We start from the raw sequence: 25,072 nt of genomic DNA on the forward strand, positions 1-25,072 counted from the left end.
GCGTGTTGAGCGAAGGAAGATGCGGATGGCCGGAACAAGCCCGACCATGACGTCGAGTGGTCAGCGTCCGGCTTTCCGCGCCTTCGTGACCGCCTCCTCAATCCCCTCCCAACCCGGCTTCCCCTGCGCGAAGCGGCCGCGCAGATAGCCGGCGAGCTCGGCGATCTGGCGGTCGTCGAGCGCCGTCGCGAAGGAGGGCATCGAGCCGATGCCATGCTGGCCGCCTTCCAGCAGCATGTTGACGAGATTGGTCGGCGTCGCGGCATGGAGCTTCGAGGACAGGCCGAGCGCCGGCCCGGCATTGACCAGCACCGCCGTGCGACCGGGCTCGTGGCAGGCGGCACAGGCGCCCTGATAAAGGCGTGCGACCGGCGAGGTCGCGGGATTTGCCGCGGCGCTGGTGGCGAGCTCGATCCGGCTGGCGCGGGCTTCGATCTCGGCGTCCGGCAGCGGCTCGCTGAGTGAGGCGAGATAGCTCGCCATCGCCTTGATATCGGCATCCGGCAGCTCTTTGAGCTCCGCGATCACCGGCGCCATCGGCCCGGCCGCGGCGCCGTGATGCTGCGAGGTTCCGGTGCGCAGATAAGCGTAGAGCTCGGCCTCGCTCCAGGGCAGCGGCCCGGCCGAGATTCTGGTCAGGGCCGGCGCCTCCCAGCCCTCGGCCTCGCCACCGGAAAGATAGGCGCGGCCGCCGCGCTCGGCGCCGAGCGCGTTGCGCGGCGTGTGGCAGGCGCCGCAATGGCCGAGCCCGTCGACGAGATAGCGGCCGCGATTCCACTCTGCCGAGCGGGCTGGTTCCGGCTTGAGCTCGCCCCGCGGCCGGAACAGCAGGTTCCAACCGGCTAACAGCGGGCGCAGATTGACGGGGAAGACCATCCGGCTCGGCTGGTTCTCCTGCCTGACCGCCGGCTGCGACATCAGGAAGGCGTAGAGCGCCTGGAGGTCGGCCTCGCTGGTTTTCGCGTAGCTCGCATAGGGGAAGGCCGGGTAGAGATGGCGGCCGTCGCGATGGATGCCGGCGCGCATCGCCCGCTCGAAGGCCGGATAGGACCAGTTGCCGATGCCGGTTTCCGGATCGGGTGTGATGTTGGTGGTCATCACCATGCCGAAAGGTGTCTCGAGCGCGAGACCGCCGGCATAGGGCACGCCGTCCTTCACCGTATGGCAGACGGCGCAGGCGCCGAGCGCCGCGAGCTGGCGGCCTCTCTCGATCGTCGCCGCCGACCAGGTCGCCGGGTCGGGCCGGGCGATCGGGGCGATCGACGGCGCGAGTGCGAAGGAAGCGGCGGCGAAGGTCGCTGCACCGGCAAAGGCGGCGCCGAGTTTGCTCCACAGGCCGAAGCGGCGGGATTTGGCGGAAAGCTGCGGCGCGGCCGGTGCTGACGGCGGTAAGCGCCCGAGGCCGGCGAGCACGCGCTCGGGCGTCAGCGGCAATTCGCGAAAGCGCACGCCGGTCGCGTCAAAGACGGCGTTGACGATGGCGGCGGCGCTGGGGACGGAAGCCGACTCGCCGGCGCCGAGCGGCGCCTCGTGCTGCTTGTCGAGGAGCAGCACGTCGATCGCCGGCAGTTCCGGGAAGGTCAGGACGGGGTAGGCGCCCCAGTCGCGGGCGGCGACGGCGGTGGTCTGCGAGAAGCTCACCTCCTCGCGCAGCACACGGCTGGTCGACTGCAGGACATTGCCGTGGACCTGATGGGTCACCCCGGCCGGATTGACGACCATGCCGGTGTCCTGGCCGACGGTGACGCGGCTGACCGTGACCTCGCCGGTCGTGCGGTTGACCGCGACATCGGCGACCCAGGCGGCCCAGGCGGCGCCGACGCCCGGCCAGCTGCCATGGACATAGCGCGCCTGGGCGAAGCCGCGGCCGCGCAGGACCTCGCCATCTTCCTCCATGCGCGGGCCGATATGCGGCTGCCAATTGGCGCGTTCGGCGGTCGCCCGCGTCAGCTCGGCGGCGCGCTCGTCATTGATGTGGCGCAGGCGGAACTCGACCGGGTCGACGCCGGCCTCATGGGCGAGCTCGTCGATATAGCTCTCATGGGCGAAGACGTTGGGCATGGCCGAGACGCCGCGCAGCCAGGAGGCGCGGACAATCGGCGGCATGTCATAGGCCGTCAGCCGCATGTTCTCGTAGTCGTAGGAGGGCACCGCGGTGCGGTCGCCCATGCGCAGCGTCGCCGGCTGGTTCGGAATGCGCCCGGTCAGCAGCAGGGCGAGCGTCGGCGCTGCATTCGACGGGTACCAGGTGTGGAAGTCATAGGCCGGCAGCGAGCCGCCGGGGCCGAGGCCGCCCTTGATGTCGATCAGCTGGGCGGCGCCCTTCGGCTCCCAGAGATGCTCCTGCTCGCGGGTGAGTTGGACGCGCACCGGGGCGCCGACGGCGCGCGAGAGCAGCACCGCATCGGCGGCGACGTCATCGGCGCAGTTGCGACCGTAGCAGCCGGCGGCTTCGTGGCGGATGATGTCGATCTGCTCGCGCGGCAGGCCGGTGAGCACTGCGAGGTCGTTCTGCAGCGGAAACGGGTTCTGGCTGCCGGTCCAGACGGTGACGCCGTCGGCGCGCACATCGGCGACGGCGCAGGACGGGCCGATCGAGCCATGCATGTGGTAGGGCCAGACATAGGTGCGGTCGAGCCGCTTCTCGAGCGCGCCGAGCGCAGTTTCGACATCGCCTTCGTCGACCAGCAGGCGCGGCGTCGAGGGATGGGTGCGCAGGGCCTGGGCGACATCGGAGAGGTCCGGCGGCGTAAACGAGCGCCACTGCGCCTTCAGGGCGAGCGCCGCTTCCGCCGCCTGCTCCTCGCGCTCGGCGACGATGCCGATGAAATCGCCCTCGACCACGAGGGCGCGGATGCCGGGAATGCCGGCGAGCGAGTCGCGATCGACTGCGATCAGGCTGCGCCCGACGAAGTCGCCGGAATCCATGCCGGAATAGGGCGGGCGGACGACGCGGCCGTGCAGCATTCCGGGCACGCGCACGTCATGGACATAGACGAAGCTGCCATCGATCTTGGCCGGGATGTCGACCCGCGCCACCGATCGGCCGATCAGCCTGTGATGGTCGATCGGCTTGAATTGCGCGCTCTCGGCCAGCGGCAGCAGCAGGCGCTCATTGGCGAGCAGCGTGTCGAGTCCGATCGCCGGGGTGTCGGCCGCGCCGCGATAGAGCCGGCCGTCACGCAGGCTGATCTCATCCTCGCTGCAGGCAAGCGCCGCGGCGGTGAGCCCGATCAGCCTTGTGCGGATCTGGGTCGCGCCGATCCGCATCGCCACCGAGGTGACCTGGATCGTCTCGCTGGCGATGGTCGCGCCTTGGTCCGGCGTATCGGCGGTGTCGCCGAGCACCATCTCGACGGCGTCGAAGGGAAAATCGAGCTCCTCCGCCACCATCTGGGCGAGCGCGGTGCGGATGCCGGTGCCGAGATCGACATGGCCGGAAAAGGCGAGGATGCGCCCTTCGGCCGTGAGGCAGACATGCAGGTCGAGCGCGTCTTCCGAGCTGTCCCCGGCGGGCGCGCCCTTGCGCGGCGCGACGACGGCGATGATCCCGCCGCGCCGCAGCAGTGCCCGGCGGGAGAGGGGAGGCGGGGGTACGCTGTCGTTCATCGCGCTGTGGTTCATGGCGTGGCTGTCTCGCCGGTCCGGGCGCGCGCAGCGGCGAGCATCACGGCCCTGACGATCTCGACATGGGTGCCGCAGCGGCAGAGATTATAGCGCAGCGCCTCGCGCACCTGCGCCTCGCTCGGCGCCGGGTTGACGGCCAGCAAGGCCTTGGCGGTCATGATCATGCCGTTGATGCAGTAGCCGCATTGCGCGGCCTGGGCCTCGATGAAGGCCTGCTGGACCGGATCGGGGCCCGCGCTGCTGCCGAGCCCTTCCAGCGTGACGATCTCGCGCTCTTCCGCCAGCCGGACCGGCAGGGCGCAGGCGCGGGCGGCGATGCCGTCGATCAGCACGGTGCAGGCGCCGCATTCGCCGAGGCCACAGCCGAATTTCGGGCCGTTCAGCGAAAGGTCGTTGCGCAGGAAGAAGAGCAGGGGGGTCTGCGGCTCGCCCTCGACGAGGTGATCGGCGCCATTGACGCGCAGGGCGAAGCGCCGCGTCGTTCTCATGGCTCGTCCAAGCGGGGCGAGGCGCCTTTGATCGCGATTGTCGTCACGTGACCCAAATCGTTCGCATACGAATGAGAATAAGGACAAGTTGCGGCGCGCGGCAAGCGGGATTTGACGCGGGGGAAGTGCGTCGCCGTCATGCTCGCCCTCGTGGCGAGCATCGACGTCCTGAACACGCCCTCGCCGATGGAAGCGAAGACGTGGATGGTCGGCACAAGGCCGACCATGACGGTATGGGGCGTGGATCCCCGCTCAGTGCTGGACGGAGGGGATCTTCTCGGCCGGCGGGGTGTTGCGGCTGATGCCGCTGCGGACGATGCCGTCGATCACGATCATGCCGATGCCGGGCAGGTCGCCGAGCTGGATCGAGTCGAGGAAGTTCCTGCCGGCGGAATGCTGGGCCTTGTCCATGAAGACGAAATCGGCGCTGCGTCCGACCTCGATCAGCCCGCAATCGAGGCTGCGCATCCGCGCCGTGTTGCCGGTGGCGAAGCAGAAGGCCACTTCAGCCGGGACATCGCCGAGCGAGGACAGCATCGAGACCATGCGGACGATGCCCAGCGGCTGGACGCCGGAGCCGGCGGGGCCGTCGGTGCCGAGGATGACGCGCTGCAGTTCGCCCATTTCACGGGCGACGCGCAGCGTGTAGAGCGCGGCGCGCTCATTGCCGTTATGGACGAGTTCGAGGCCGCGCTTGCAGCCCTCGCAGATGCAGCGGATCTCCTTGTCGGGCAAGGCGGTATGGCCGCCATTGATATGGCCGACGACATCGGTGTCGGCCTCGAGCACCACGTCGGCACCGATCAGGCCGGAGCCGGGAATCGAGGGGCCGCCGGTGTGGATGGTCGACTGAATCCCGTATTTGCGGGCCCAGGCCACCATTTCCTTCGCCCGCGCGCCGTCCTTGACACCGCCGAGGCCGACTTCGCCGAGCAGCTTCACGCCGGCATCGGCCAGGTCCTTGAAGTCCTGCTCGACCATGCCGGGCTCGATCACCGGCGCGCCGGCATGGATCTTGACGCCGCCGGGGCGAAAGGCGGTGAAGGCGCGCTGGGCATAGATCGCCATGGCCTTGAGCCCGACAATGTCCTTGGGCCGGCCGGGGGTGTGGACCTCGCCGGCCGAGATCATGGTGGTGACGCCGCCATGCATGGTCGAATCGATCCAGCCGAGCTGGTTCTGGCGCGGCGTCCAGTCGCCGGCGACGGGGTGGACATGACTGTCGATCAGGCCGGGCGAGAGCACGGTGCCATGGGCGTCGATGACGGTGTCGGCCTGGTCGGTGTCGAGATCCTTGAAGCGGCCGACCGCGGCGATCCTGCCGCCGACGGCGACGAGCGTGTCGGCCTCCAGGATCGGGCGCTCAATGTCGCCGGAGAGCATCAAGCCGATATTCTTGATCACCAGCTTGTGGTTGGCGCCGACCGTCGCCGTCTGCTGTTCAGCCATCTCGTTCCGCCCCGTAAGCCTTCGCCGCCTCCTGTGAGGCCTGCGATATCCTCACCGTCCCGATCCCGATTGACAAGTGCGATCGAAGGCGGCATATCGTTTGTGTACGAACAAGTTTTGCATCTGCCTTCCCAGCCTGTCAAGCGGCAAGGATCACGCATGGCCTTTGCAGTCACCAGCGCCTGCATCCGTTGCAAATACATGGATTGCGTCGAGGTCTGTCCCGTCGACTGCTTCTATGAAGGCGAGAACATGCTCGTCATCCATCCCGACGAGTGCATCGATTGCGGCGTCTGCGAGCCGGAATGCCCGGCCGAGGCGATCGTCGCCGACAATGCCGAGGGGGCGGCCGAGTGGCTCGCGCTCAACGCCAGGCTGGCGCCGCTCTGGCCGAACATCACCGAGAAGCGCGATCCGCCAGCCGATGCGGATGATTGGAAGGGAATACCGGACAAACTCGACCTTCTTTCCGAACGCGCGGCGATGTGATAGCTGCCTGCCTGCGTTCGATGATCGGCTTTTTCCTGGGCTAACCGAGGAATGACGAGATGAGCAATTTCTACGAGGAGCGCGTGCTCAGCGTCCATCACTGGACCGATACGCTCTTCAGCTTCACGACGACCCGCGACACGACGTTCCGCTTCAAGAACGGCCAGTTCACGATGATCGGCATCAAGGTCGACGAGAAGCCGCTGCTGCGCGCCTATAGCGTCGTCAGCACCAATTACGACGAGAACCTCGAATTCTTCTCGATCAAGGTGCCGGACGGGCCGCTGACCTCGCGCCTGCAGAACCTCAAGGTCGGCGATCCGATCATCGTCGGCAAGAAGGCGACGGGCACGCTGGTGCTCGACAATCTCAAGGACGGCAAGCGCCTGTTCCTGCTGGGTACCGGTACCGGCCTTGCGCCCTTCCTGTCGCTGATCCGCGATCCCGAGACCTATGAGCGCTATGAGAAGGTGGTGCTGGTGCATGGCTGCCGGCAGGTGGCCGAGCTCGCCTATGGCGAGCAGATAACCCAGCACCTGCCCAATGACGAGTTCCTCGGCGAGATGATCCGCGAGCAGCTGATCTATTATCCGACGGTGACGCGCGAGCCCTTCCGCAATCGTGGCCGCATCACCGATCTGCTGATCTCGGGCCAGCTCTTCGAGGATATCGGCCTGGGCCCGTTCGATCCCGCCAGCGATCGCTTCATGCTCTGCGGCAGCCCGCAAATGCTGGTCGACCTCAAGAAGATCTTCGAGGACCATGGCATGGAAGAAGGCAACCATGGCGAGGCCGGCGACTATGTGATCGAGCGCGCCTTCGTCGAGCGCTGAGCCCACGACTTCCAAATCAACCGAGATACCAGACGGCCGGTCCGACCCACGGACCGGCCGTTTTCGTTCGTCCCGGGCAAACCTTTCGCACAACCGAAATCGGAACTCGGCGGCGGTAGAGCCGAGGCGCGGCGCGCGCTGCGGGTTTCGGAATATCGGAGTCGGCCACGAACCAATGGGGGGCTGCGAAACGAAAATCCCGGGCAGCCTGTTCGGCGCCCGGGATGGTTAAGGTTCGGCGGAGCAGGGGCGTGGCGGCCAGTGGCTGCCGGAGCCCCTAGCGATGTGTCAGCTGGCGGTTGAACAGCATCATCAGGCTGTTGCAGCTCACCGCGAAGACGGTCAGCAGGAGCGCGATCGCCATGATCGTGTCGATCTGGCCGAGATTGATGGCGCTGGTCAGAAGGAAGCCGAGACCGCGCTGCGAGGCGAACATCTCGCCGATCAGCACGCCGAGCAGGGTCAGCGAGAAGCCGAGGCGCACGCCCGAGATGATCTCCGGCAGGATCGCCGGCAGGATCACGGTGAAGGCCGATTGCGAAGGCGAAAGGCGCATCACCTGCGAGGTGCGCCGGTAGACCGGTTTCATCTGGCGGATCGCGTTCATCGAGAACAGGGTGATCGGGATCAGCCCGTGCATCACGCCGAAGGCGATCTTGGCGGAGATGCCGAGGCCGAAGCAGAGCAGCACCAGCGGGTAGAGCACGACCTTGGGGATCGAATAGAGCGTGGTCAGGATCGGCTCGGCGACGTTGCCGGCGAGCTTGCGGACCCCGAGCACGATGCCGAGGCTGATGCCGCCGAGCAGCGAGAGGAGGAAAGCGGCGACGAAGGCCCGCATCGTCTCGCTGATGTTGAGCCAGAACTCGCCGGTGCCGAGCAGCGAGCCGAGCTTGACGACGGTCTGCAATGGCGAGGCGATGGCCGAGGCGCCGACGAGGAGATGGAAGCCCTGCCAGAGCAGGATGAAGGTCAAAAGGACGATGAGAGTGCCGGCGAGTCTGGGCATGGCGTCACCTCACCGCTGGCGGCGCGCCTGGAGGCGCCGGTCGATCATGTTGAGGATCGTGTTGACGATGGTGACGGTCACCAGCACGAGCAGGATCAGCGCGTACATGTGCCCGTTCTCGAACAGATTGTAGGCATAGGCGATGGCGTAGCCGATCCCGGCGCCCGAGAGGATGAACTCCGAGGCGATCACTCCGATGAAAGAATAGGCGACCGAGAGCTTCACGCCGGTGAAGAGATAGGGCAGCGTCGCCGGTAGCTCGACGAGGAGTGCCGTCTTGGCCCGCGACATCCGGTAGATCTGCGCCGTCTTGCGCAGCACGCGCGGGATCCGGTCGAGCCCGTTCAGCGTCGCGGTGATCATCGAGACGACGGCGAGCAGCACGGCGATCGCGATGATCGAGGCCGAGCCGACGCCGAAGAGCGTGATGAAGATCGGATAGAAGACGAAGGTCGGGACGGCATAATAGCTCGCCAGCAGCGGCTCGAGCGCGTGGCGCAGCGCCGGCAGCGAGTAGATGATCAGGCCGGCGACGAAGCCGAGCACGATCGAGAGTGCCGTCGAGATGGCGATGTTGGTGAAGGTCGTCCGGATATCGGCCGAGAACTGGCCGGTGCGCAGGATCTCGGCGAGCTCGACCACCATCTGCGAGGGCGCCAGCATCACCATGCGGGGGATGACGCCGACCCGGCAGAGCAGCTCGACCAGGAGGATCATCGTCGCGACGACGATCAGGCGCAGCCATTTTTCCGACATGGCTCAGCTCTTCCCGGCCGACATGATCTTCAGCGCCTCGACGCGCAGCTTCTCCCAGAGCCGGGCGGTGATGTCGCCGAAATGCGGGGTCGAGACCACGCGGCTGTCGCGGTCGCGCTCCCAGCCGGTCTCGACGAAGTCGATGAAGGTGCCCGGCCTGGTCGACATCACGCCGACCCGGTCGGACAGCATCGCCGCCTCGTCGAGGGCGTGGGTGATCAGCAGCACCGTGGCCGAGGTTTCGCGCCAGAGCCGCAGCAATTCGTCGCCCATCAAGAGGCGGGTCTGCTGGTCGAGCGCGCCGAAGGGCTCGTCGAGCAGGATCAGCCTGGGTTGCATCACCAGCGTGCGGGCGATGCAGACCCGCTGGCGCATGCCGCCGGAGAGCTGAGCCGGAAAGGAGGCCGCGAAGTCCTTCAGCCCCATGAAGCCGATGGCATAGTCGACGCGGCGCTGGATTTCGGCAGGGTCGACGCCGGCGCGCCGGAGCCCGAAGGCGACGTTGTCGCGGACATTGAGCCAGGGAAAGGACGCATCCTCCTGGAAGACGACGCCGACCCCGTCGGGCACGCCGTTGACCGGCTTGCCCTCGAAATGCGCCGTGCCAGCCTGCGGGGCGCTGAGCCCCGCAAGAATGTCGAGCAAGGTCGACTTGCCGCAGCCCGAGGGGCCGACGACCGAGAAGAATTCGCCCTTGGCGAGGTCCAGATCGATCGGCCCGAGCGCGTGCAGGGTCGACTTCGGCAGCTGGAAGACCCGCGTCACGCCGCGCAGCGTCGCATGGGCTTCAACGGGCGCCGGCTGCTGCTTGAGTGTCACGACCTTGGCGCCCGCTGCGGCCGGGTTCATTGCTTGGCCTGCAGATCGGCAGGCAGGAAGGATTTGTCGAGCACGGTCGACCAGTCGATGTCGTTCTTGACCTCGCCGATCAGCTTCAGGCCTTCAACGATACGGTTGAGCTCGGTAATGCTGAACTCGCCCTCGCTCCACATCTTCGGGCCGATCATGTTGTCGACGGCTTCCTTGGCGACCGCCGGCTCGAGCTTGTAGAGCTTCTCGATGATCTTGGCGGTCTCGGCGGGGTCCTTGTAGATCGCCTGCACGCCGGCGCGGCGGCCCGCGATGATCGCCTTGAGCTTGTCGGGATGCTCCTGCGCGAATTTGCGGGTGGTGATGCCGACCGAGGTGGTCATCGGCTTCAGAATGTCGCCGGCCTTGTAGACCGTGCGGTACTTGTCCTTGCGGATGATCGAGAGTGGCTCGATCAGCACCGAGCCGGCGATCGCGCCCTGCTCGAGCATGGTCAGAGCCGGGACATAGCCGCCGGCGGCGACACGCTGGACCTTGGCCTGGTCGATGCCCTTCTCTTTCAGGACCATCAGGAAGAGCATTTCCGAGACGGATTTCGGCGAGGTGATCGCGACCTTCTTGCCGACCAGGTCCTCGACGCTCTTCACCTCGGAGTTCGGCATGGTGACCATCGAGGCCTCGGCGACGCTGCGCGTCCCGGTGTTGACGATGACGAGGTCGAGCCCCTGAGCCTTGGCGGCGAGCGCCGCGGAGACCGCGACCTCACCATAGGGCGTCGCGCTGGCGAGGATGTTCCGGACCGTGGTGCCGCCGCCGCCGGAGCCGATGATGCCGGTGATGTCGATGCCGGCCTGCTTGAACAGCCCCTTCTCCATCGCGACCGCATAGGGTGCGCCATAGAGGCTCGCGCCCCATTGCGTCACGGAAATCTCCTCGGCGCGCACCGGCGCCTGCAGGCAAAGCATCGTGACCGCAGCAGCTGCGAACTGCCGGAAACCAAAGAAATCCGTCATGCCTCTCTCCCGATAAGGTCCATGCCTGCGATTGTTATCGTTCCAGCATGCTGCCAAAATTTCATTTGTATACAAATAACGATCTCAGCATGAGGAAATCTTGTCAAGCGGGTAAGGAGCGAGAATCCGCCGGTCTGGAAGCCGAATTTGGCGGGCGTGGCCGGATGCGGCGCGCGCGGAAACTTCGCCATATCGCAGCCGATATGGTGCCAATTCAATGCTGAAAGCTCCTTTGGATCGGCGCGGGGCGCGGCGCCGGAATCGCCGTGTGGCAACGGCGTCAGCATCGGGGGCGACGCCGCGTCTGGCAAGCCCGAATGGGGGGGCGCGGCGGAATTGATATTGTTCGTGTACGAACTATCTGGATTTGGGCGATGGCCGGCCGGCAGCGCTCAGCTGCGCGGGCATGCCCGCAGCGTGACCCGATCGAGCGCATAGCCGGCGCGCGCCAGGCTGCGATCGTCGAAGGTCGCGACCGAGACCGGTTCGAGGTCGAGCAGGACGGCAGGCAGTCCGAGTTCGGCCGCCAGTCTGCCGGCGAAGCGCATCAGGGCCCGCATCGGTACCGAGCCCGGGAGCCTGGCCGTGGCGAGTTCGCTGATCTGCAGCGTCGCCTCGTCGCGCAGCGAGCGCTGCACGGCGAAGGCGAAGATCGCATGGATGCAGCCGCGTGCGTCTTCGAGGACGACGAGGCCGCGCCGGCCGTCCTTGGCACTGAAGGAGCGCAGATAGCGCGTCCACTGCGCCTTGCTGATATCGGGATGGAACATGGCGACGAGCTGGTAGGCCCGGCCCGCTTCCGCCGCTCCGATCCGCCGTGCTTGCAGGATATCCTCGGTCACCTTGTCACGCCCCTCCCAGGCAGCTGGAGAGGACAGGTGCGGCATCCCGCCCGCATTGATCCGTATCAATTACAAATCTAGGGTTTGATGCATGACTATTCCCCGGGTCGGCGTGCCCGCCATGCGGGGTCGTAGTGAGGTGAGACGCCGTGGATTGCACTGTTTTGGCTTGTGCCCAGCAACGCCCCCAGAAGGCGGGTTGCCAGAGTTGTGGCATTCGCCCGATGAGCATCTGCGCCTGTTTGGCCTACGACGAGCTCGCTCTGCTCGATGCGCTGGCGCACCCCGTCACCTTCGGTGCCAAGGAAACGCTGTTCGTTCAGGGCCAGCCGGCCGAGGCAGTCTACAACATCACCGGCGGCACGGTGCGGCTCTACAAGCTCCTGCCCGACGGGCGCCGGCAGATCGTCGGCTTCGCCCTGCCAGGCGACTTCCTCGGCCTGGCGATGCGCGACGCCTTCGGCTTCTCGGCCGATGCGATCGAGACCGTCACCGCCTGCGCCTTCCCGCGTTCGGCCTATTCGGCGCTGGTCGACGCCAAGCCGCATCTGCTGCGCCGCCTGCACGACTATGCCACGCATGAGCTGACCCTGGCGCATGAGCAGATGCTGCTGCTCGGCCGCCGCAATGCCGAAGAGCGGCTGGTCTGCTTCCTGCTGACGATGCGCGAGCGCTGGACGAGGCTCGGGCGCTCCTCGGCGACGGTCGAGCTGCCGATGAGCCGGCAGGATATCGCCGATTTCCTCGGGCTGACGATCGAGACGGTCAGCCGAACCTTCAGCAAGCTCGCCAAGAGCCGCAAGATCCTGATCGTGCCCGATGGCGTGCGTCTGCTCGACATCGAGGGCATGACGAATCTCGCCGCGGCCTGAAGACTCCATCGCCTAAGGGAGATCGCGCCGGTCGGGCCTCTCCGGCGGGCTGAATACGTTGCGGCGGCCATTGGCCAGCCGCGGCGTTTCGCTGCGGTGCAAAATGACCGCGAGCCTGGCGCCGACTGGCGCCGTTCCTTCGAAAAACATCAGTATCCTCAGGCGCTGCACGGTCAGTTGATCTGTATCAAGGCCGAGCGGCGCGCGCGGGAGTAACCCCCTCGCTGGGCGGCGTCCGTGTTGCGCTGCAGCGAGAAGAAAGGGTGTCGCATGGCGGCGATAGGCTATCCGATCCGGCGGGCCACGGTAGGAGAGATAGGCGGGATGGTGATCGCGGCCGCGGCCGTGCTGCCGCTGATCCTGATCGCTGCCATGACCGAGGACCGTGGGTACGCTTTCCATGCAGCCCTCGGGGCGCTGGCGGCGCTGGGGTCCGTGTTCCTGATCGCGAACCGCTGCTTCCGGCCCGATCAGGTGCCGGCGCCGCAGGAGATCGGCGGCCGGCCGAACTACAATATGGACCCGGTCAAGTTCGCGACCGTCGCGGCGATGGTCTGGGGCATCGCCGGCTTCACCGTCGGGCTGATCATCGCCCTGCAGCTCGCCTTCCCCGACCTCAATTTCGACCTGCCCTGGATCAATTTTGGCCGGCTCCGGCCGCTGCACACCTCGGCGGTGATCTTCGCCTTCGGCGGCAACGTGCTGATCGGCACCTCGTTCTACGTGGTCCAGCGCACCAGCCATGCCCGCCTCGCCGGCGATCTCTCGCCCTGGTTCGTGGTGCTCGGCTACAACCTCTTCATCGTCATCGCCGGCACCGGCTATCTGCTCGGCATCACGCAGAGCAAGGAATACGCCGAGCCGGAATGGTATGCCGATCTCTGGCTGACCGCGGTCTGGGTCGTCTATCTCCTGGTCTTCCTAGGGACGCTAGCCAAGCGCAAGGAGCCGCATATCTATGTGGCGAACTGGTTCTATCTCGGCTTCATCCTGACCATCGCCGTCCTGCATGTCGGCAACAACTTGGCCTGGCCGGTCTCGGTGCTGTCGCCGAAGTCCTATGTGCTCTGGTCGGGCGTTCAGGACGCGATGTTCCAGTGGTGGTACGGTCACAACGCCGTCGGCTTCTTCCTGACCGCTGGCTTCCTCGCGATCATGTACTACTTCGTGCCGAAGCGCGCGGAGCGGCCGGTCTACAGCTACCGGCTCTCGATCATCCACTTCTGGGCGCTGATCTTCCTCTATATCTGGGCCGGCCCGCATCATCTGCACTACACCGCCCTGCCGGACTGGGCGCAGACGCTCGGCATGACCTTCTCGATCATGCTGTGGATGCCCTCCTGGGGCGGCATGATCAACGGGCTGATGACGCTGTCGGGGGCCTGGGACAAGCTGCGCACCGATCCGGTCCTGCGGATGATGGTCGTCTCGCTCGCCTTCTACGGCATGTCGACCTTCGAGGGCCCGCTGATGTCGATCAAGGCGGTCAACTCACTGTCGCACTACACCGACTGGACCATCGGCCACGTCCATTCCGGCGCGCTCGGCTGGGTCGCCTACATCTCCTTCGGCGCGATCTACTGCCTCGTGCCCTGGCTGTGGAACCGCAAGGGTCTGTATTCGCTCAAGCTGGTGAACTGGCACTTCTGGATCTCGACCCTCGGCATCGTGCTCTACATCTCGGCGATGTGGGTCTCGGGCATCATGCAGGGCCTGATGTGGCGGGCCTATACCTCGCTCGGCTTCCTCGAATACTCGTTCATCGAGACGGTCGCGGCGATGAAGCCCTATTACGTGATCCGTGCGATGGGCGGCGGCCTCTTCCTCGCCGGCGCGCTGATCATGGCCTTCAACCTCTGGATGACGGTGAGGAGCGACGCGGTCGGCGCGTCGCAGCGCGAGCCCGCGCCCGATCCGCAGCTCGTCCCCGCCCAGTAAGGAGCCTGTCCCATGTCGAGCCTCGACGCCCCCAAGCAGGCGCCGCGCCAGTCGCTGTGGTCGAAGCACAAGATCTTCGAGACCAATTCGATCATCCTGGTGATCGGGGTGCTGATCGTGATCTCGATCGGCGGACTGGTCGAGATCGCGCCGCTCTTCTATCTGCGCAACACGATCGAGAAGGTCGAGGGCATGCGGCCCTATACGCCGCTGGAGCTCGCCGGCCGCGCGATCTATGTGCGCGAGGGCTGCTATAACTGCCATAGCCAGATGATCCGGCCGCTGCGCGACGAGATCGAGCGCTACGGGCATTATTCGCTGGCTGCGGAGAGCATGTACGACAAGCCGTTCCAGTGGGGCTCGAAGCGGACCGGGCCCGACCTCGCCCGCGTCGGCGGCAAGTACTCCGACGAATGGCAGCTCGCCCATCTCAACCGGCCGCGCGATCTCGTGCCGCAGTCGATCATGCCGGGCTATCCCTTCCTGGCGAAGACCGAGCTGAACTACAACGACATCGCTAACCATCTGCGCGCCAACCGTGCCGGCGGCGTGCCCTATACCGACGAGATGATCGAGGACGCCAAGCGCGACCTCGAGGCGCAGGCGACGCCCGACCATCCGCGCGCCGCGGAGCTGGAGAAGCGCTATCCGAAGGCGCAGATCCGCGATTTCGACGGCGATGCCCAGAAGATCAGCGAGGCCGATGCCCTGATCGCCTATCTGCAGGTGCTCGGCACGCTGGTCGACTTCAAGCTCTACGACGACAAAGCCAACATCCGGTGAGCACCGTCATGACGACATCGACCTATGCCTGGCTCGCCCATTTCGCCCAGTCGACCGGGGTCCTCTATTTCATGGGCCTGTTCCTGGCGATCTGCGCCTACGCCTTCTGGCCGAGCAACCGCGCCCGCTTCGAGGAAGCGGCCCGCACCCCCCTGCGGGAGGACTGAACCATGGCGGACCACAAGAGCACGCCGCAGATCGACGCCGCGACCGGCCAGTCGACCACCGGCCATGACTGGGACGGCATTCAGGAGCTGAACACGCCCTTGCCGCGCTGGTGGCTCGGCATCTTCTACGCCACGATCATCTGGTCGATCGGCTACTGGATCGTCTACCCGGCCTGGCCGCTGGTGACCGACGCGACCAAGGGCGTGATCGGCTATGCCTCGCGCATCGAGATCTCCCAGGACCTGGCCCTGATGAAGCAGGAGCGCGCGGCCCAGTCCAAGGGGCTGACGGAAGCCTCCTTCGAGCAGATCAAGGCCAATCCGGAGCTCTTCCGCATCGCCATGGCGCAGGGCAAGGCCGCCTTCGGCGACAATTGCGCCGCCTGCCACGGCGTCGGCGGCGGCGGAGCCAAGGGCTATCCGAATCTCAATGACGACGACTGGCTCTGGGGCGGCTCCTTCGCCGAAATCCAGAAGACGCTGGAGCACGGCATCCGCTTCGCCGGCGATCCCGATACGCGCGTCAGCCAGATGCCGGCCTTCGGTCGCGAGAAGATGCTGGACGCCACGCAGATCCGCGCCGTCGCCAACCATGTCCGCTCGATCGCCGGCCTGTCGACCGAGCCGAAGGCCGACCTCGCCGGTGGCGCCAAGCTCTTTGCGGACAACTGCGCCGCCTGCCATGGCGACCAGGGCAAGGGCAATCGCGAAATGGGGGCACCCGACCTGACCGACGCGATCTCGCTCTACGGCATGGACATGGCGTCGCTGACCGAGACGATCGCCAACAGCCGCAACGGTGTGATGCCGGCCTGGAACCAGCGCCTCGACCCGACGACGATCAAGGCGCTGACCGTCTACGTGCATTCGCTCGGCGGGGGTCAGTAAGATGTCAGCTGCCGACGCAGACGACCTGCCACTCTTCGCTCCGTCGAAGAAGGTCTATCCTCAGAGCGTCTCCGGTCCTTACCGGAGAGCGAAATGGGGCATCCTGGTTCTCTGCCTCGGCATCTACTACCTGCTGCCCTTCCTGCGCTGGGACCGCGGTCCGAACCTGCCGAACCAGGCGGTGCTGGCCGATATCGCCAATAACCGCTTCTATTTCTTCTTCATCGAGATCTGGCCGCAGGAGGTCTATTACTTCACGGGGCTGCTGATCCTGGCAGCCTTCATGCTGTTCCTGATGAATGCGGTCGCGGGCCGGATGTGGTGCGGCTATCTCTGCCCGCAGACGGTCTGGACCGATCTCTTCCTCGTGGTCGAGCGCTTCTTCGAAGGCGACCGCCGCGAGCGGATCAAGCGCGACGAGGCGCCCTGGTCCTTCGACAAGGCCTGGCGCAAGATCGCCAAGCATGCGGTCTGGCTGGTGATCGCCTGGTGGACCGGCGGCGCCTGGGTGCTCTACTTCGCCGATGCGCCGACCCTGGTGAAGGAGCTCGCGACCTTCACCGCGCCGCTCTCGGCCTATGTCTGGATCGCGATCCTGACCTTCACCACCTATACGCTGGCCGGGATCATGCGCGAGCAGGTCTGCACCTATATGTGCCCCTGGCCGCGCATCCAGGCGGCGCTGACCGATGACGACGCGCTCAACGTCACCTATCGCTATGATCGCGGCGAGCCGCGCGTCTCGATCAAGCAGGCCCAGCGCCTGCGCAGCACCGGCGCTCCGGCCGGCGATTGCATCGACTGCAACCAGTGCGTCGCAGTCTGCCCGACCGGGATCGACATCCGCGACGGGGCGCAGATGGACTGCATCCAGTGCGGGCTGTGCATCGACGCCTGCAACACGGTGATGGCCAAGGTCGGCTATCCCGCCGGGCTGATCGCCTACGACACCGACGACAACGTCAAGCGGCGGCAGGCCGGGCAGAAGCCGGTCTACCGGCCGATCCGCGCCCGCACGCTGACCTATGCCGCGCTGATCCTGGTGGTCGGCGGCGCTATGATCTACCAGCTCGCGACGCGCCAGATGGCCGACATCTCGGTTCTGCACGAACGCTCGCCGTTGTTCGTCAAGCTCAGCGACGGCTCGATCCGCAACAGCTACACCGTCCGCCTGCTTAACAAGCGGCCGGAGGCGCGGCCCTTCGCGCTGACGGTGTCGGGGCCGGCGGGGGCGCGCATCGAGGTGGTCGAGGCGCAGGCGACGGCGGATCTGCGGTCGATCGTGTCGGTCGAGGCCGACAGCTCGCGCGAGGTCCGCGCTTTGGTCACCGTGCCGGCCGATGTCCATCTCGACAAGTCGCAACCGATCACCATCACCGCCTCGGATCTCTTCGCCGGCGAAGTCGTGCGGGCCGAGGATCACTTCATGGCGCCTTAGCGCCGAACTTCCTCGGGCGGGCGCGCAGTCGGCGCCGGCCCGAGGCCCGATCTGATCGGGATCAAAGCGTTGAGGCAGGGTCCATGCGAAATCTTCGCTCCGAGGCTTTCCCGTTCCTGCCCTAGCGAGAGCTCCATGTCCTGCTGCGGAGGCTTTGCCATGCCGATTGACTTGCCAGCCCTGCCGCCGGCGCCTCGCGCGCCGTTCAGGCTCAGCGGCCGCTTCGTGCTCTTCGCGATGATCGGCTTCTTCGCAGTGGTCGCCGGGGTGAACGCGGTGATGATGACGATTGCGATCCGGACCATGCCGGGCGTCGACGTGAAAAGCGCCTACGAGACCAGCCAGCGCTTCAACCAGGAGATCGCCCGGATGCGGGCGCAGGGTGAGCGTGGCTGGCATGTCGATGCCGATCTGCGGCGGGAAGGCGGTGCCGAGGTGGTGGCCGTGAGCTTCGCGGACAAGTCCGGGCAGCCGGTCGTCGGGTTGTCGGTCGATGTCAGGCTGGAGCATCCGGCGCGGCGCGGCAGCGACCGGCAGGTCGTGCTCGCCGAGATCGCGCCCGGGCGCTATCAGGCGCAGCTGTCGGACCTGCCCGCCGGGGCCTGGACGCTGGTGCTGAGCGCCCAGCGCGACGGCGCCGCCGTCTTCGACACCCGCAGCCGCGTGATGCTGAAGGACTGAGCCATGGCTGAGGGCCAGGACCTCTCGATCTTCGTCCGGCACGGTACTGGCGGCGTCGCCGGCATGGAGCTAGCCGTTGACGGCATACGCTGCGCCGGCTGCATGCATGCGATCGAGCGCGGCCTGGCCGGGCAGTCGGGCATTCTGAGCGCGCGCGTCAATCTCGCCCTCAAGCGCGTCACCGTCGAATGGCGCGAGGGGGCATTGCGGCCGGAGGCGGTGATCTCCGGCCTCGCCGCGCTCGGTTTCAAGGCCTATCCCTTCCTGCCGAGCACCGAGCGCGAGGCCTCGCAGCAGGAGGACAAGCGGCTGCTGCGCTATCTCGGCGTCGCCGGCTTCGCCTCGATGAACATCATGCTGCTGTCGGTCTCGGTCTGGTCGGGTACCGGCAACGACATCAATCCGGTCACCCGGGATTTCTTCCACTGGCTCTCGGCGCTGATCGCGCTGCCGACGGCGGCCTATGCCGGCCGGCCCTTCTTCGAGAGCGCGCTACGGGCGCTGCGGGCCGGCGCCGTCAACATGGACGTGCCGATCATGCTCGGCATCGTGCTGGCGCTCGGCATGTCGGTCATCGTCACGCTGAACCATGGCGAACACGCCTATTTCGACGGCGTGGTGATGCTGATCTTCTTCCTCCTGATCGGGCGCTATCTCGACCAGCTGATGCGGCGGCGCACCCGCGACCTCGCCGGCAATCTCGCGGCGCTGAAAGCCGAGACGGCGACGAGACTGGCGGCCGACGGCAGCAGCGTCATCGTGCCGATCGCTGCGATCGCGCCGGGCGATCTCGTGCTGGTGCGGCCGGGCGAGCGGGTCAGCGTCGACGGGCTGGTCGAGGCGGGAGCCTCCGATCTCGACCAGAGCCTCGTGACCGGCGAGACCGCACCGGTCTCGGTCGCCGCCGGCGGGCGTGTGCATGCCGGCACGCTCAATCTCTCGGGCCTGCTGACGATTCGGGTCGAGGCGGCCGGTGCGGGGACCCTGCTCTCGGAGATCGACCGGCTGATGGCACAGGCGGTCGAGAGCCGCTCGCGCTATGTCCGGCTCTCCGACCGGGCGGCGAGGCTCTATGCGCCCGTCGTGCATGCGACGGCGCTCGCCACCTTCCTCGGCTGGATGCTGTTCGGCCTCGCCTGGCACCAGGCGCTGATCATCGCGATCACCGTCTTGATCATCACCTGCCCGTGCGCGCTCGGTCTCGCGATCCCGGCGGTCCAGGTCGTCGCCGCGGCGGCGCTGTTCCGGCGCAAGGTCATGCTCAAGCAGGGCGATGCGCTGGAGCGCCTCGCCGAGGTCGACACGGTGGTGTTCGACAAGACGGGAACGCTGACCCTGCCGGAGCCCGGGCTCAGCAATCCCGAGACGATCGACCCCGAAATCCTCGCGGCGGCCGGCGCGCTGGCGGCTGCGAGCCGGCACCCGCTGGCACGCCCGATCGCGGCCGCAGCCGGTGAGCCGCGCCCGCTCCGGACGGTGCGGGAACATCACGGGCTGGGGCTGAGCGCCATGGTCGACGATGTCGAGATGCGTCTCGGCAGCATAGCCTTCTGTTGTGCCGAAGCCGAAGCAGCGGCCGTGTCCGCCGCTTATCCCGCGGCCTCGCTGATCGCCTGGCGCCATGGCTCGCGCTGCGCCGTCTTCGCCGTCGACCAGCATTTGCGCCCCGATGCGGCGGCGAGCATCCGCGAATTGCGGGCGCTCGGCCTCGACGTCGTCATCCTCTCCGGCGATCGGGTCGATGCGGTCGCGCCGCTCGCCGACGAGCTCGGCATCGCGGCCTTCAAGGCCGGGCAGCGGCCGGACGAGAAGATCGCCGAGCTCGAGCGGCTTGCGGCCGCCGGCCGCCGGACGCTGATGGTCGGCGACGGGCTGAACGACGCGCCGGCCCTGGCACGCGCCCACGCCTCGATGTCGCCGATCAGCGCCACCCAGCTGGCGCAGGCCTCTGCCGACATCGTCTTCCTCGGCGAGGAGCTGGCACCGGTCGCCGCGAGCCTGCGGATCGCGCGCAAGGCGCGCCGGCTGATGGTGCAGAATCTCTGGTTCGCAGTGCTATACAATGCCATCGCCGTGCCGATCGCGATCGCCGGCTTCGCGACCCCGCTGGTGGCGGCCGTGGCGATGTCGGGCTCGTCGCTGGTCGTCACGCTCAACGCCTTGCGGGCCGGCCGCCAGCCGGCTGCCGCCAGTCACGGGAGCAACGCATGAACATCCTGATCGTGCTGATGCCGCTCGCGCTCGCTTTGGGGCTGACCGGGCTCGCGGCCTTCTTCTGGAGCATGCGCACCGGCCAGTACAGCGACATGGAAGGGCCGGGCTGGCGCATCCTCGACGATGACGACCTCGCCACGGAGTCGGTCGCGGCCGAGACGGCGGCCGATCAGCGCGTCGCGGCTCCGCGGCAACGCTCGTAGGTTCTCTCGGAACCTCTCCGTCATCCCGGCCGTAGCGAAGAGGAGCGCCGGGATCCATCGCAAAGCTCCGCAGCCCTATGATGAAGCCCGGAGCGGCGCCGTTCGCGCGGCTTGTCCGGGATGACGAGGCCGCTGCGCCGACGTTCGGCGGCCTTTCCCCATCCTTTCAATGAAAGTTCGGCTGACCGGCGCGCTCTCAGGCGGCGCCAGCGCTCCTCAGTCGAGCAATTCGCGAAGCCGCGTGGCCAGCTCTCGCGCCGTATAGGGCTTCTTCAGCCAGCCAGCCTCGGCGAGATCGCGCCCGGGGAGGCCGGGCTCGGCATAGCCGGAGGTGAACAGCACCTTGATCTCGGGCCGCAGCAGGCGTGCTTCCTTGGCGAGCTCGTCGCCGAGCATGCCGCCGGGCATGACGATGTCGGTGAAGAGCAGGCCGATCCCCGGATGCTCCCCGAGCAGCGTGAGGGCCTGCGCGCCGGTCGCGGCCTCGATCACGCGATAGCCCTCGGTTTCGAGCCGCGCGACGGCGACGCGCCGCACCCTGGCATCGTCCTCGACCACCAGGATCAGCTCGCGGCTCTGCGGCTGGCTGGCCGGGGGCGGCGCTTCCTCCGGCGGCGGCGCCGGATCGGGTTGAGCCGGCGCGGCGGCCGGCAGGAAGAGCTGCAGCGTCGTGCCCTTGCCGAGCACGCTCCGGAGCTGGAGATCGCCGCCCGACTGGCGGGCGAAGCCATAGACCATGCTGAGCCCGAGCCCGCTGCCGGCGCCGACGCTCTTGGTGGTGAAGAAGGGCTCGAAGGCGCGCTGCTGCACCTCGGCGCTCATGCCGAAGCCGGTATCGGAGACGCTGAGCAGGACATAATCGCCGATCCGCAGTTGCGGATGGTTCTGGGCGTAGTCGGCATCGAGCCGCGTGCGCGTGATCTCGACGGTGAGACGGCCGCCGCGCGGCATCGCATCGCGGGCGTTGAGCGCGAGATTGAGGAGGGCGTTCTGCAACTGGGCGGTGTCGACCAAAGCAGTGTGGCCGGCGCCGGTCACCACCGTGCGCAATTCGATCGCCTCGCCGAGCGTGCGTCGCAGCAGGTCGGCGAAGTTCGAGACCAGCTTGCCGATATCGGTGAGCTTGGGCGTGAGGGTCTGGCGCCGTCCGAAGGCGAGCAGCTGCCCGGTCAGCTTGGCGCCGTCCTCGGCGGCGTCCTGGGCCTCGCGCAGCAGCACGCCCAGCTCCCTGTCCTCCAGGCGCCGCTCGATCATTTCGAGATTGCCGCTGATCACCGTCAGCAGATTGTTGAAATCATGGGCGATGCCGCCGGTGAGCTGGCCGACCGCTTCCATCTTCTGGGCCTGGCGCAGTTCCTCCTCCATCCGGTGCCGGCTGGTCAGGTCGCGGATGAAGCCGGTGAAGATGCGCTTGCCATTGGCGGCGGCCTCGCCGATGGCGAGCTCCATCGGAAAAGTGGTGCCGTCCTTGCGCTGGCCGGTGACAACGCGGCCGAAGCCGATGATGCGGCGCTCGCCGGTCGCGACATAGCGCGCGATGTAACCGTCATGCCGGTCGCGGTCGGGATTGGGCATGAGCATCCGGACATTGCGACCGCAGACCTCATCGGCGGCGTAGCCGAACAGCTTCTCCGCCGCCTTGCTGAAGGAGATCATCTCGCCGACATCGTCGATCACGACCATCGCCTCGGGCACGGTCTCGAGGATCGAACGTAGATGCGATTCGCGCGCGGCGAGATCGTCCTGCGCGTATTTGAGGTCGCTGATGTCGATGTTCTGGGCGACGACCACCGGCTCGGCTTCCCCGTCCGGCAAGAGCACGACACAGCGGCTGGCGACGAAGACGGGCCGGCCGCTGCGATGGTTCTGCCTCAGCTCGCCATGCCAGCTGCCCTGTTCGCGCAGCTCATGGGAAATCGCCCCCGCCGCGCCCTCGGCGACGGTGCCGAGCAGTTCGCCGACATGGCGGTCGATCGCTTCCTCGGCGCCCCAGCCATAGAGCTGCGCGCAACCGGTGGTCCAGCGCAGGATCCGGCCGTCGAGCGCGTGGACGATCAGGTTGGCGCCGTCGAGGATCCGGACGAGCTCGTCGATGCTCTCCCAGCTCGTTCCGGTGGGGGGGATTGCTCTGGTCATCCGGCCTCGCGAGGAATCAATGGGGCCAGGCGGCCTGCCGGGCCGCGTCAGTGTCGCACGGCCGAATATCGGCCTGGCTGTCGGCGCCGGCAAGCCGGGCGAGCGTCGCCGGGCGGCGGATGGCCAGGGCATGGCGCCCCTCCGGCGCGATCACGCCGCGCTGGGTCAGATTGGTGAAGGTCCGCGAGACCGTCTCTATGGTGAGGCCGAGATGGTCGGCAATGTCGGTTCGGCTCATCGGCAGAGGGATCGTGGTTGCCGGATTGCCGCCCTCGGCAGCGCGCTGCATCTGCCGCAGCAGGAAGCCGCAGACCCGTTCTTCAGCACCCCGGCGGGCGAGCAGCATCGTCTGCTCCTGCGCAGCGGCGACCTCCTCGCAGAGCGCGGCGATGAACTCGCGCGTCAGGGCGGGCGACGCCTCGGTGAGGGCGCGGAAGCGGCAGCGTTCGATCCGGCGCAGCCTGACCTCGTTCACCGCCTCCGCAGTGGCCTGGCAATGCGCGTCGGGTGCGAGGCCGATGATGTCGCCCTCCTGCGCGAAGCCGACGATGATCCGGCGCCCGTCCGGCAGGATGCGGTACAGCCGCAGCACGCCCTTCAGCACCTCGAAGACATGCCGCGACCGGTCGCCCTGCCAGAACAGCGTCGCGCCGGGCTCGACGCTCTCGAGCGGCTGGCCCGAGAACAGGCCGTGCAGGCTCGGCACGTCCGGCGTGCCGGCAAGGATCGGGGCGCGCCCCGGCAGCTGGGAAACCGCACTTGCAATGATCATTGCCACCGTCTTCGCCTCCGATCCGATGGTGGCAATTGAACCTGCTCGCGTGACGCCGGAACGATGCGCGTGTTACCGTGCGTAGAGAATTGCAACGGATTGTAACAGCCTTGGCCCGCCCGCCTGCCGCCCGATCTTGCCATGGCTGAGCCGCAGAGCCGCGCCGAGCACATCCTCGTCGTCGACGACGACGCCCGTATCCGGCAGATGCTGATCCGCTATTTCGAGGGCGAGGGTTATCGCGTCAGCGCCGTCGGCGACGGCCGTGGCATGCGCGAGACCCTGCAGCGCGGCGGGGTCGACATCGTCCTGCTCGATCTCGTCCTGCCCGGTGGCGAGGACGGGCTGATGCTGGCGCGCGAGATCCGGGCCGGCTCCGACCTGCCGATCATCATGCTGACCGGCCGCGACGATGTCGTTGACCGGATCGTCGGGCTCGAGATCGGCGCCGACGACTACATTCCCAAACCGTTCCATCTGCGCGAGGTGCTGGCCCGGCTGCGGACGGTGCTGCGCCGGCGGCCGCGTGCCGAGGCGCCTGCGCCGAAGACCGATGGCGAGCTGATCCGCTTCGACGGCTGGCAGCTCGATCTGGCCCGGCGGCAGCTGCTCGACCCCGCCGGCGCCGAGATCATGCTGACCACCGGCGAGTTCGACATTCTGGCGGTCCTCGCCGGCCATCCCGGACGGGTGTTCTCGCGCGACATGCTGATGGAACGCACCCGCGGGCGGATGCTTGAAGCCTTCGACCGGTCGATCGATGCGCAGATCGCCAGGCTGCGCAAGAAGGTCGAGCCCGATCCGAAGGCGCCGGCCCTGATCAAGTCGGTGCGCGGCGTCGGCTATGTCTTCACCGGCAAGCCGGAGGGCTGAGGTCTTCCGGCTGCCGCTGCGGCCGGTATCACTCAGCCTGTCGCGGCGGCCATCGCGCTGAGACCGAGCGCCCGTGCCAGGCCGGTCATGTCCGGCAGGACCGGGATCGCCGGCGGGAACGGGTTGGCGATGCCTTCGGCGACGATGCCGACGAAGGGCATGCCCATGCCCCGGGCGGCGTCGAATTCGGTGGTCGAATCGCCGATCGCGACCATGCGGCGGGGATCATGGCCATATTCGGCGGCGAGTGTGGCGAAGGCGGCGGGCTTCAAGGTCGGCGCGCCGATCACGCGATGGAAGAAATGGCGCAGGCCGCGGCGCTCGACGATCGCCTCGAGCTCCTCCTGGGGCGTGCCGGAGACCAGATGCAGCGGCAGGCGCTGAGCGATGTCGTTCAGGAAGTCGAGAGCTCCGGGGATCAGCCGGCAGGCGACGACCTTCTCATAGACGATGGTGCGGTAGCGTTCGGCCAGTGCCTCGATCCCGGCCGGGTCGGTCTGGCGACCGAACAGCGCCGTCTCGAAATAGCGGAACTTCTCGCGTCGGCTGACGCCGCCATGGGCGTGGTGATAGCGGTCGATGGCGGCAAGCTGCTCCGGCGTCGCGTCGGCATAGACGTCCTGGAAAGCCTGCGATTTGATCGTGACGGAGTCGACGATGACCCCGTCGAAATCGAAAACGATGCTCACTGGCACGAGCTGCATGTCGTCTTCCGCTCCCTTGCGCGCTCCGCCGGCTGCAATCCGCTCCTACTTCGGGAACGTGCCTTCCGGGACGCCTCTGCGTCGATC

At 67.3% G+C, this 25,072-nt stretch carries 24 protein-coding genes; 12 read left to right on the forward strand and 12 right to left on the reverse strand.

What is annotated here, in order from left to right; translation table 11 throughout:
* Positions 1–60: 60 nt before the first annotated feature.
* The 3 genes from ACWGRX_RS16320 to ACWGRX_RS16330 form a co-directional block, all read right to left on the reverse strand.
* On the reverse strand, positions 61–3,624 hold the full coding sequence (locus tag ACWGRX_RS16320) for a molybdopterin cofactor-binding domain-containing protein (protein ID WP_452118389.1): 3,564 nt from the start codon (positions 3,622–3,624) through the stop codon (positions 61–63).
* Positions 3,621–4,115: a (2Fe-2S)-binding protein gene (locus ACWGRX_RS16325; RefSeq protein WP_452118390.1), complete on the reverse strand. Its 495-nt coding sequence runs from the start codon at positions 4,113–4,115 to the stop codon at positions 3,621–3,623. The genes ACWGRX_RS16320 and ACWGRX_RS16325 overlap by 4 nt, the downstream gene beginning before the upstream one ends.
* 252 nt (positions 4,116–4,367) lie before the next feature.
* Entirely contained in the window at positions 4,368–5,564 is a 1,197-nt protein-coding gene (locus ACWGRX_RS16330; RefSeq protein ID WP_452118391.1) for an amidohydrolase family protein, read from the reverse strand.
* A 159-nt stretch (positions 5,565–5,723) separates the two neighbouring features.
* Here ACWGRX_RS16330 and fdxA point away from each other — a divergent pair, with 159 nt between their 5' ends.
* A complete protein-coding gene (gene fdxA / locus ACWGRX_RS16335) occupies positions 5,724–6,053 on the forward strand; it encodes a ferredoxin FdxA (RefSeq protein ID WP_291633803.1) in 330 nt (109 codons plus the stop codon).
* Positions 6,054–6,112: 59 nt separating this feature from the next.
* Positions 6,113–6,886, forward strand: a complete 774-nt coding sequence (locus tag ACWGRX_RS16340) for a ferredoxin--NADP reductase (RefSeq protein ID WP_452118392.1) — start codon at positions 6,113–6,115, stop codon at positions 6,884–6,886.
* Between the two features lie 277 nt (positions 6,887–7,163).
* On the opposite strand, the gene ACWGRX_RS16345 is transcribed toward ACWGRX_RS16340, so the two are convergent.
* From ACWGRX_RS16345 to ACWGRX_RS16370, 6 genes are all read right to left on the reverse strand, one after another.
* Positions 7,164–7,895: an ABC transporter permease gene (locus ACWGRX_RS16345; protein ID WP_291633808.1), complete on the reverse strand. Its 732-nt coding sequence runs from the start codon at positions 7,893–7,895 to the stop codon at positions 7,164–7,166.
* A gap of 9 nt (positions 7,896–7,904) precedes the next feature.
* Positions 7,905–8,651, reverse strand: coding sequence for an ABC transporter permease (locus ACWGRX_RS16350; protein WP_291633810.1), 747 nt, complete (start codon positions 8,649–8,651; stop codon positions 7,905–7,907).
* Positions 8,652–8,654: 3 nt separating this feature from the next.
* Positions 8,655–9,500, reverse strand: coding sequence for an ABC transporter ATP-binding protein (locus ACWGRX_RS16355; protein ID WP_452118393.1), 846 nt, complete (start codon positions 9,498–9,500; stop codon positions 8,655–8,657).
* The gene (locus ACWGRX_RS16360) at positions 9,497–10,474 is read right to left on the reverse strand and encodes an ABC transporter substrate-binding protein (RefSeq protein WP_291633814.1); all 978 of its coding nucleotides are present in this window, start codon (positions 10,472–10,474) and stop codon (positions 9,497–9,499) included. Before ACWGRX_RS16360 ends, ACWGRX_RS16355 begins: the two co-directional genes overlap by 4 nt.
* Positions 10,471–10,761, reverse strand: coding sequence for a hypothetical protein (locus ACWGRX_RS16365; protein ID WP_452118394.1), 291 nt, complete (start codon positions 10,759–10,761; stop codon positions 10,471–10,473). The genes ACWGRX_RS16360 and ACWGRX_RS16365 overlap by 4 nt, the downstream gene beginning before the upstream one ends.
* Positions 10,762–10,866: 105 nt before the next feature.
* Positions 10,867–11,316 carry a hypothetical protein gene (locus ACWGRX_RS16370; RefSeq protein ID WP_452118395.1) on the reverse strand — a complete coding sequence of 150 codons (450 nt, stop codon included), beginning with the start codon at positions 11,314–11,316 and terminating at the stop codon, positions 10,867–10,869.
* Positions 11,317–11,540: 224 nt separating this feature from the next.
* On the opposite strand from ACWGRX_RS16370, the gene ACWGRX_RS16375 reads away from it, so the two are divergent.
* From ACWGRX_RS16375 to ccoS, 9 genes are all read left to right on the forward strand, one after another.
* Entirely contained in the window at positions 11,541–12,188 is a 648-nt protein-coding gene (locus tag ACWGRX_RS16375; protein ID WP_291633820.1) for a helix-turn-helix domain-containing protein, read from the forward strand.
* A 270-nt stretch (positions 12,189–12,458) separates the two neighbouring features.
* Positions 12,459–14,126, forward strand: coding sequence for a cytochrome-c oxidase, cbb3-type subunit I (ccoN, locus tag ACWGRX_RS16380; protein ID WP_452118396.1), 1,668 nt, complete (start codon positions 12,459–12,461; stop codon positions 14,124–14,126).
* 12 nt (positions 14,127–14,138) lie between these two features.
* On the forward strand, positions 14,139–14,909 hold the full coding sequence (gene ccoO / locus ACWGRX_RS16385) for a cytochrome-c oxidase, cbb3-type subunit II (RefSeq protein WP_291645997.1): 771 nt from the start codon (positions 14,139–14,141) through the stop codon (positions 14,907–14,909).
* 8 nt (positions 14,910–14,917) lie between these two features.
* Entirely contained in the window at positions 14,918–15,076 is a 159-nt protein-coding gene (locus ACWGRX_RS16390) for a cbb3-type cytochrome oxidase subunit 3 (protein ID WP_291633826.1), read from the forward strand.
* A 3-nt stretch (positions 15,077–15,079) separates the two neighbouring features.
* Positions 15,080–15,964, forward strand: coding sequence for a cytochrome-c oxidase, cbb3-type subunit III (ccoP, locus tag ACWGRX_RS16395; RefSeq protein WP_452118397.1), 885 nt, complete (start codon positions 15,080–15,082; stop codon positions 15,962–15,964).
* Position 15,965: 1 nt separating this feature from the next.
* Positions 15,966–17,402 (forward strand): cytochrome c oxidase accessory protein CcoG, encoded by a 1,437-nt coding sequence (gene ccoG / locus ACWGRX_RS16400; protein ID WP_452118398.1) that lies wholly within the window; start codon positions 15,966–15,968, stop codon positions 17,400–17,402.
* Positions 17,403–17,561: 159 nt separating this feature from the next.
* The gene (locus ACWGRX_RS16405; protein ID WP_291633832.1) at positions 17,562–18,083 is read left to right on the forward strand and encodes a FixH family protein; all 522 of its coding nucleotides are present in this window, start codon (positions 17,562–17,564) and stop codon (positions 18,081–18,083) included.
* Positions 18,084–18,086: 3 nt separating this feature from the next.
* On the forward strand, positions 18,087–20,294 hold the full coding sequence (locus ACWGRX_RS16410) for a heavy metal translocating P-type ATPase (protein ID WP_452118399.1): 2,208 nt from the start codon (positions 18,087–18,089) through the stop codon (positions 20,292–20,294).
* Complete coding sequence (gene ccoS, locus ACWGRX_RS16415) at positions 20,291–20,500, forward strand: cbb3-type cytochrome oxidase assembly protein CcoS (protein WP_452118400.1); 210 nt, start codon at positions 20,291–20,293, stop codon at positions 20,498–20,500. The genes ACWGRX_RS16410 and ccoS overlap by 4 nt, the downstream gene beginning before the upstream one ends.
* Before the next feature lie 216 nt (positions 20,501–20,716).
* Here the strand turns inward: ccoS and ACWGRX_RS16420 are convergent, their stop codons facing one another.
* Both ACWGRX_RS16420 and ACWGRX_RS16425 read right to left on the reverse strand, forming a co-directional pair.
* Positions 20,717–22,636, reverse strand: coding sequence for a hybrid sensor histidine kinase/response regulator (locus ACWGRX_RS16420; protein ID WP_452118401.1), 1,920 nt, complete (start codon positions 22,634–22,636; stop codon positions 20,717–20,719).
* Positions 22,637–22,652: 16 nt separating this feature from the next.
* The gene (locus tag ACWGRX_RS16425; protein WP_452118475.1) at positions 22,653–23,408 is read right to left on the reverse strand and encodes a Crp/Fnr family transcriptional regulator; all 756 of its coding nucleotides are present in this window, start codon (positions 23,406–23,408) and stop codon (positions 22,653–22,655) included.
* Between the two features lie 141 nt (positions 23,409–23,549).
* Between ACWGRX_RS16425 and ACWGRX_RS16430 the strand changes: the two genes are divergently transcribed.
* On the forward strand, positions 23,550–24,281 hold the full coding sequence (locus ACWGRX_RS16430) for a response regulator (RefSeq protein ID WP_452118402.1): 732 nt from the start codon (positions 23,550–23,552) through the stop codon (positions 24,279–24,281).
* Positions 24,282–24,313: 32 nt separating this feature from the next.
* Here ACWGRX_RS16430 and ACWGRX_RS16435 read toward each other — a convergent pair whose 3' ends face one another.
* Positions 24,314–24,985, reverse strand: coding sequence for an HAD family hydrolase (locus ACWGRX_RS16435; protein ID WP_452118403.1), 672 nt, complete (start codon positions 24,983–24,985; stop codon positions 24,314–24,316).
* Positions 24,986–25,072: the final 87 nt, after the last annotated feature.

It is taken from the genome of Allobosea sp. NPDC055594, from assembly GCF_053618995.1.

Bases quoted from the DNA above. Each gene is read 5' to 3' on its own strand.
- ACWGRX_RS16320 (WP_452118389.1), bottom strand. From the start codon at position 3,624: ATGAACCACAGCGCGATGAACGACAGCGTACCCCCGCCTCCCCTCTCC.
- ACWGRX_RS16325 (WP_452118390.1), bottom strand. From the start codon at position 4,115: ATGAGAACGACGCGGCGCTTCGCCCTGCGCGTCAATGGCGCCGATCAC.
- ACWGRX_RS16330 (WP_452118391.1), bottom strand. From the start codon at position 5,564: ATGGCTGAACAGCAGACGGCGACGGTCGGCGCCAACCACAAGCTGGTG.
- fdxA (WP_291633803.1), top strand. From the start codon at position 5,724: ATGGCCTTTGCAGTCACCAGCGCCTGCATCCGTTGCAAATACATGGAT.
- ACWGRX_RS16340 (WP_452118392.1), top strand. From the start codon at position 6,113: ATGAGCAATTTCTACGAGGAGCGCGTGCTCAGCGTCCATCACTGGACC.
- ACWGRX_RS16345 (WP_291633808.1), bottom strand. From the start codon at position 7,895: ATGCCCAGACTCGCCGGCACTCTCATCGTCCTTTTGACCTTCATCCTG.
- ACWGRX_RS16350 (WP_291633810.1), bottom strand. From the start codon at position 8,651: ATGTCGGAAAAATGGCTGCGCCTGATCGTCGTCGCGACGATGATCCTC.
- ACWGRX_RS16355 (WP_452118393.1), bottom strand. From the start codon at position 9,500: ATGAACCCGGCCGCAGCGGGCGCCAAGGTCGTGACACTCAAGCAGCAG.
- ACWGRX_RS16360 (WP_291633814.1), bottom strand. From the start codon at position 10,474: ATGACGGATTTCTTTGGTTTCCGGCAGTTCGCAGCTGCTGCGGTCACG.
- ACWGRX_RS16365 (WP_452118394.1), bottom strand. From the start codon at position 10,761: ATGCTGACGCCGTTGCCACACGGCGATTCCGGCGCCGCGCCCCGCGCC.
- ACWGRX_RS16375 (WP_291633820.1), top strand. From the start codon at position 11,541: ATGAGCATCTGCGCCTGTTTGGCCTACGACGAGCTCGCTCTGCTCGAT.
- ccoN (WP_452118396.1), top strand. From the start codon at position 12,459: ATGGCGGCGATAGGCTATCCGATCCGGCGGGCCACGGTAGGAGAGATA.
- ccoO (WP_291645997.1), top strand. From the start codon at position 14,139: ATGTCGAGCCTCGACGCCCCCAAGCAGGCGCCGCGCCAGTCGCTGTGG.
- ACWGRX_RS16390 (WP_291633826.1), top strand. From the start codon at position 14,918: ATGACGACATCGACCTATGCCTGGCTCGCCCATTTCGCCCAGTCGACC.
- ccoP (WP_452118397.1), top strand. From the start codon at position 15,080: ATGGCGGACCACAAGAGCACGCCGCAGATCGACGCCGCGACCGGCCAG.
- ccoG (WP_452118398.1), top strand. From the start codon at position 15,966: ATGTCAGCTGCCGACGCAGACGACCTGCCACTCTTCGCTCCGTCGAAG.
- ACWGRX_RS16405 (WP_291633832.1), top strand. From the start codon at position 17,562: ATGCCGATTGACTTGCCAGCCCTGCCGCCGGCGCCTCGCGCGCCGTTC.
- ACWGRX_RS16410 (WP_452118399.1), top strand. From the start codon at position 18,087: ATGGCTGAGGGCCAGGACCTCTCGATCTTCGTCCGGCACGGTACTGGC.
- ccoS (WP_452118400.1), top strand. From the start codon at position 20,291: ATGAACATCCTGATCGTGCTGATGCCGCTCGCGCTCGCTTTGGGGCTG.
- ACWGRX_RS16420 (WP_452118401.1), bottom strand. From the start codon at position 22,636: ATGACCAGAGCAATCCCCCCCACCGGAACGAGCTGGGAGAGCATCGAC.
- ACWGRX_RS16425 (WP_452118475.1), bottom strand. From the start codon at position 23,408: ATGATCATTGCAAGTGCGGTTTCCCAGCTGCCGGGGCGCGCCCCGATC.
- ACWGRX_RS16430 (WP_452118402.1), top strand. From the start codon at position 23,550: ATGGCTGAGCCGCAGAGCCGCGCCGAGCACATCCTCGTCGTCGACGAC.
- ACWGRX_RS16435 (WP_452118403.1), bottom strand. From the start codon at position 24,985: ATGCAGCTCGTGCCAGTGAGCATCGTTTTCGATTTCGACGGGGTCATC.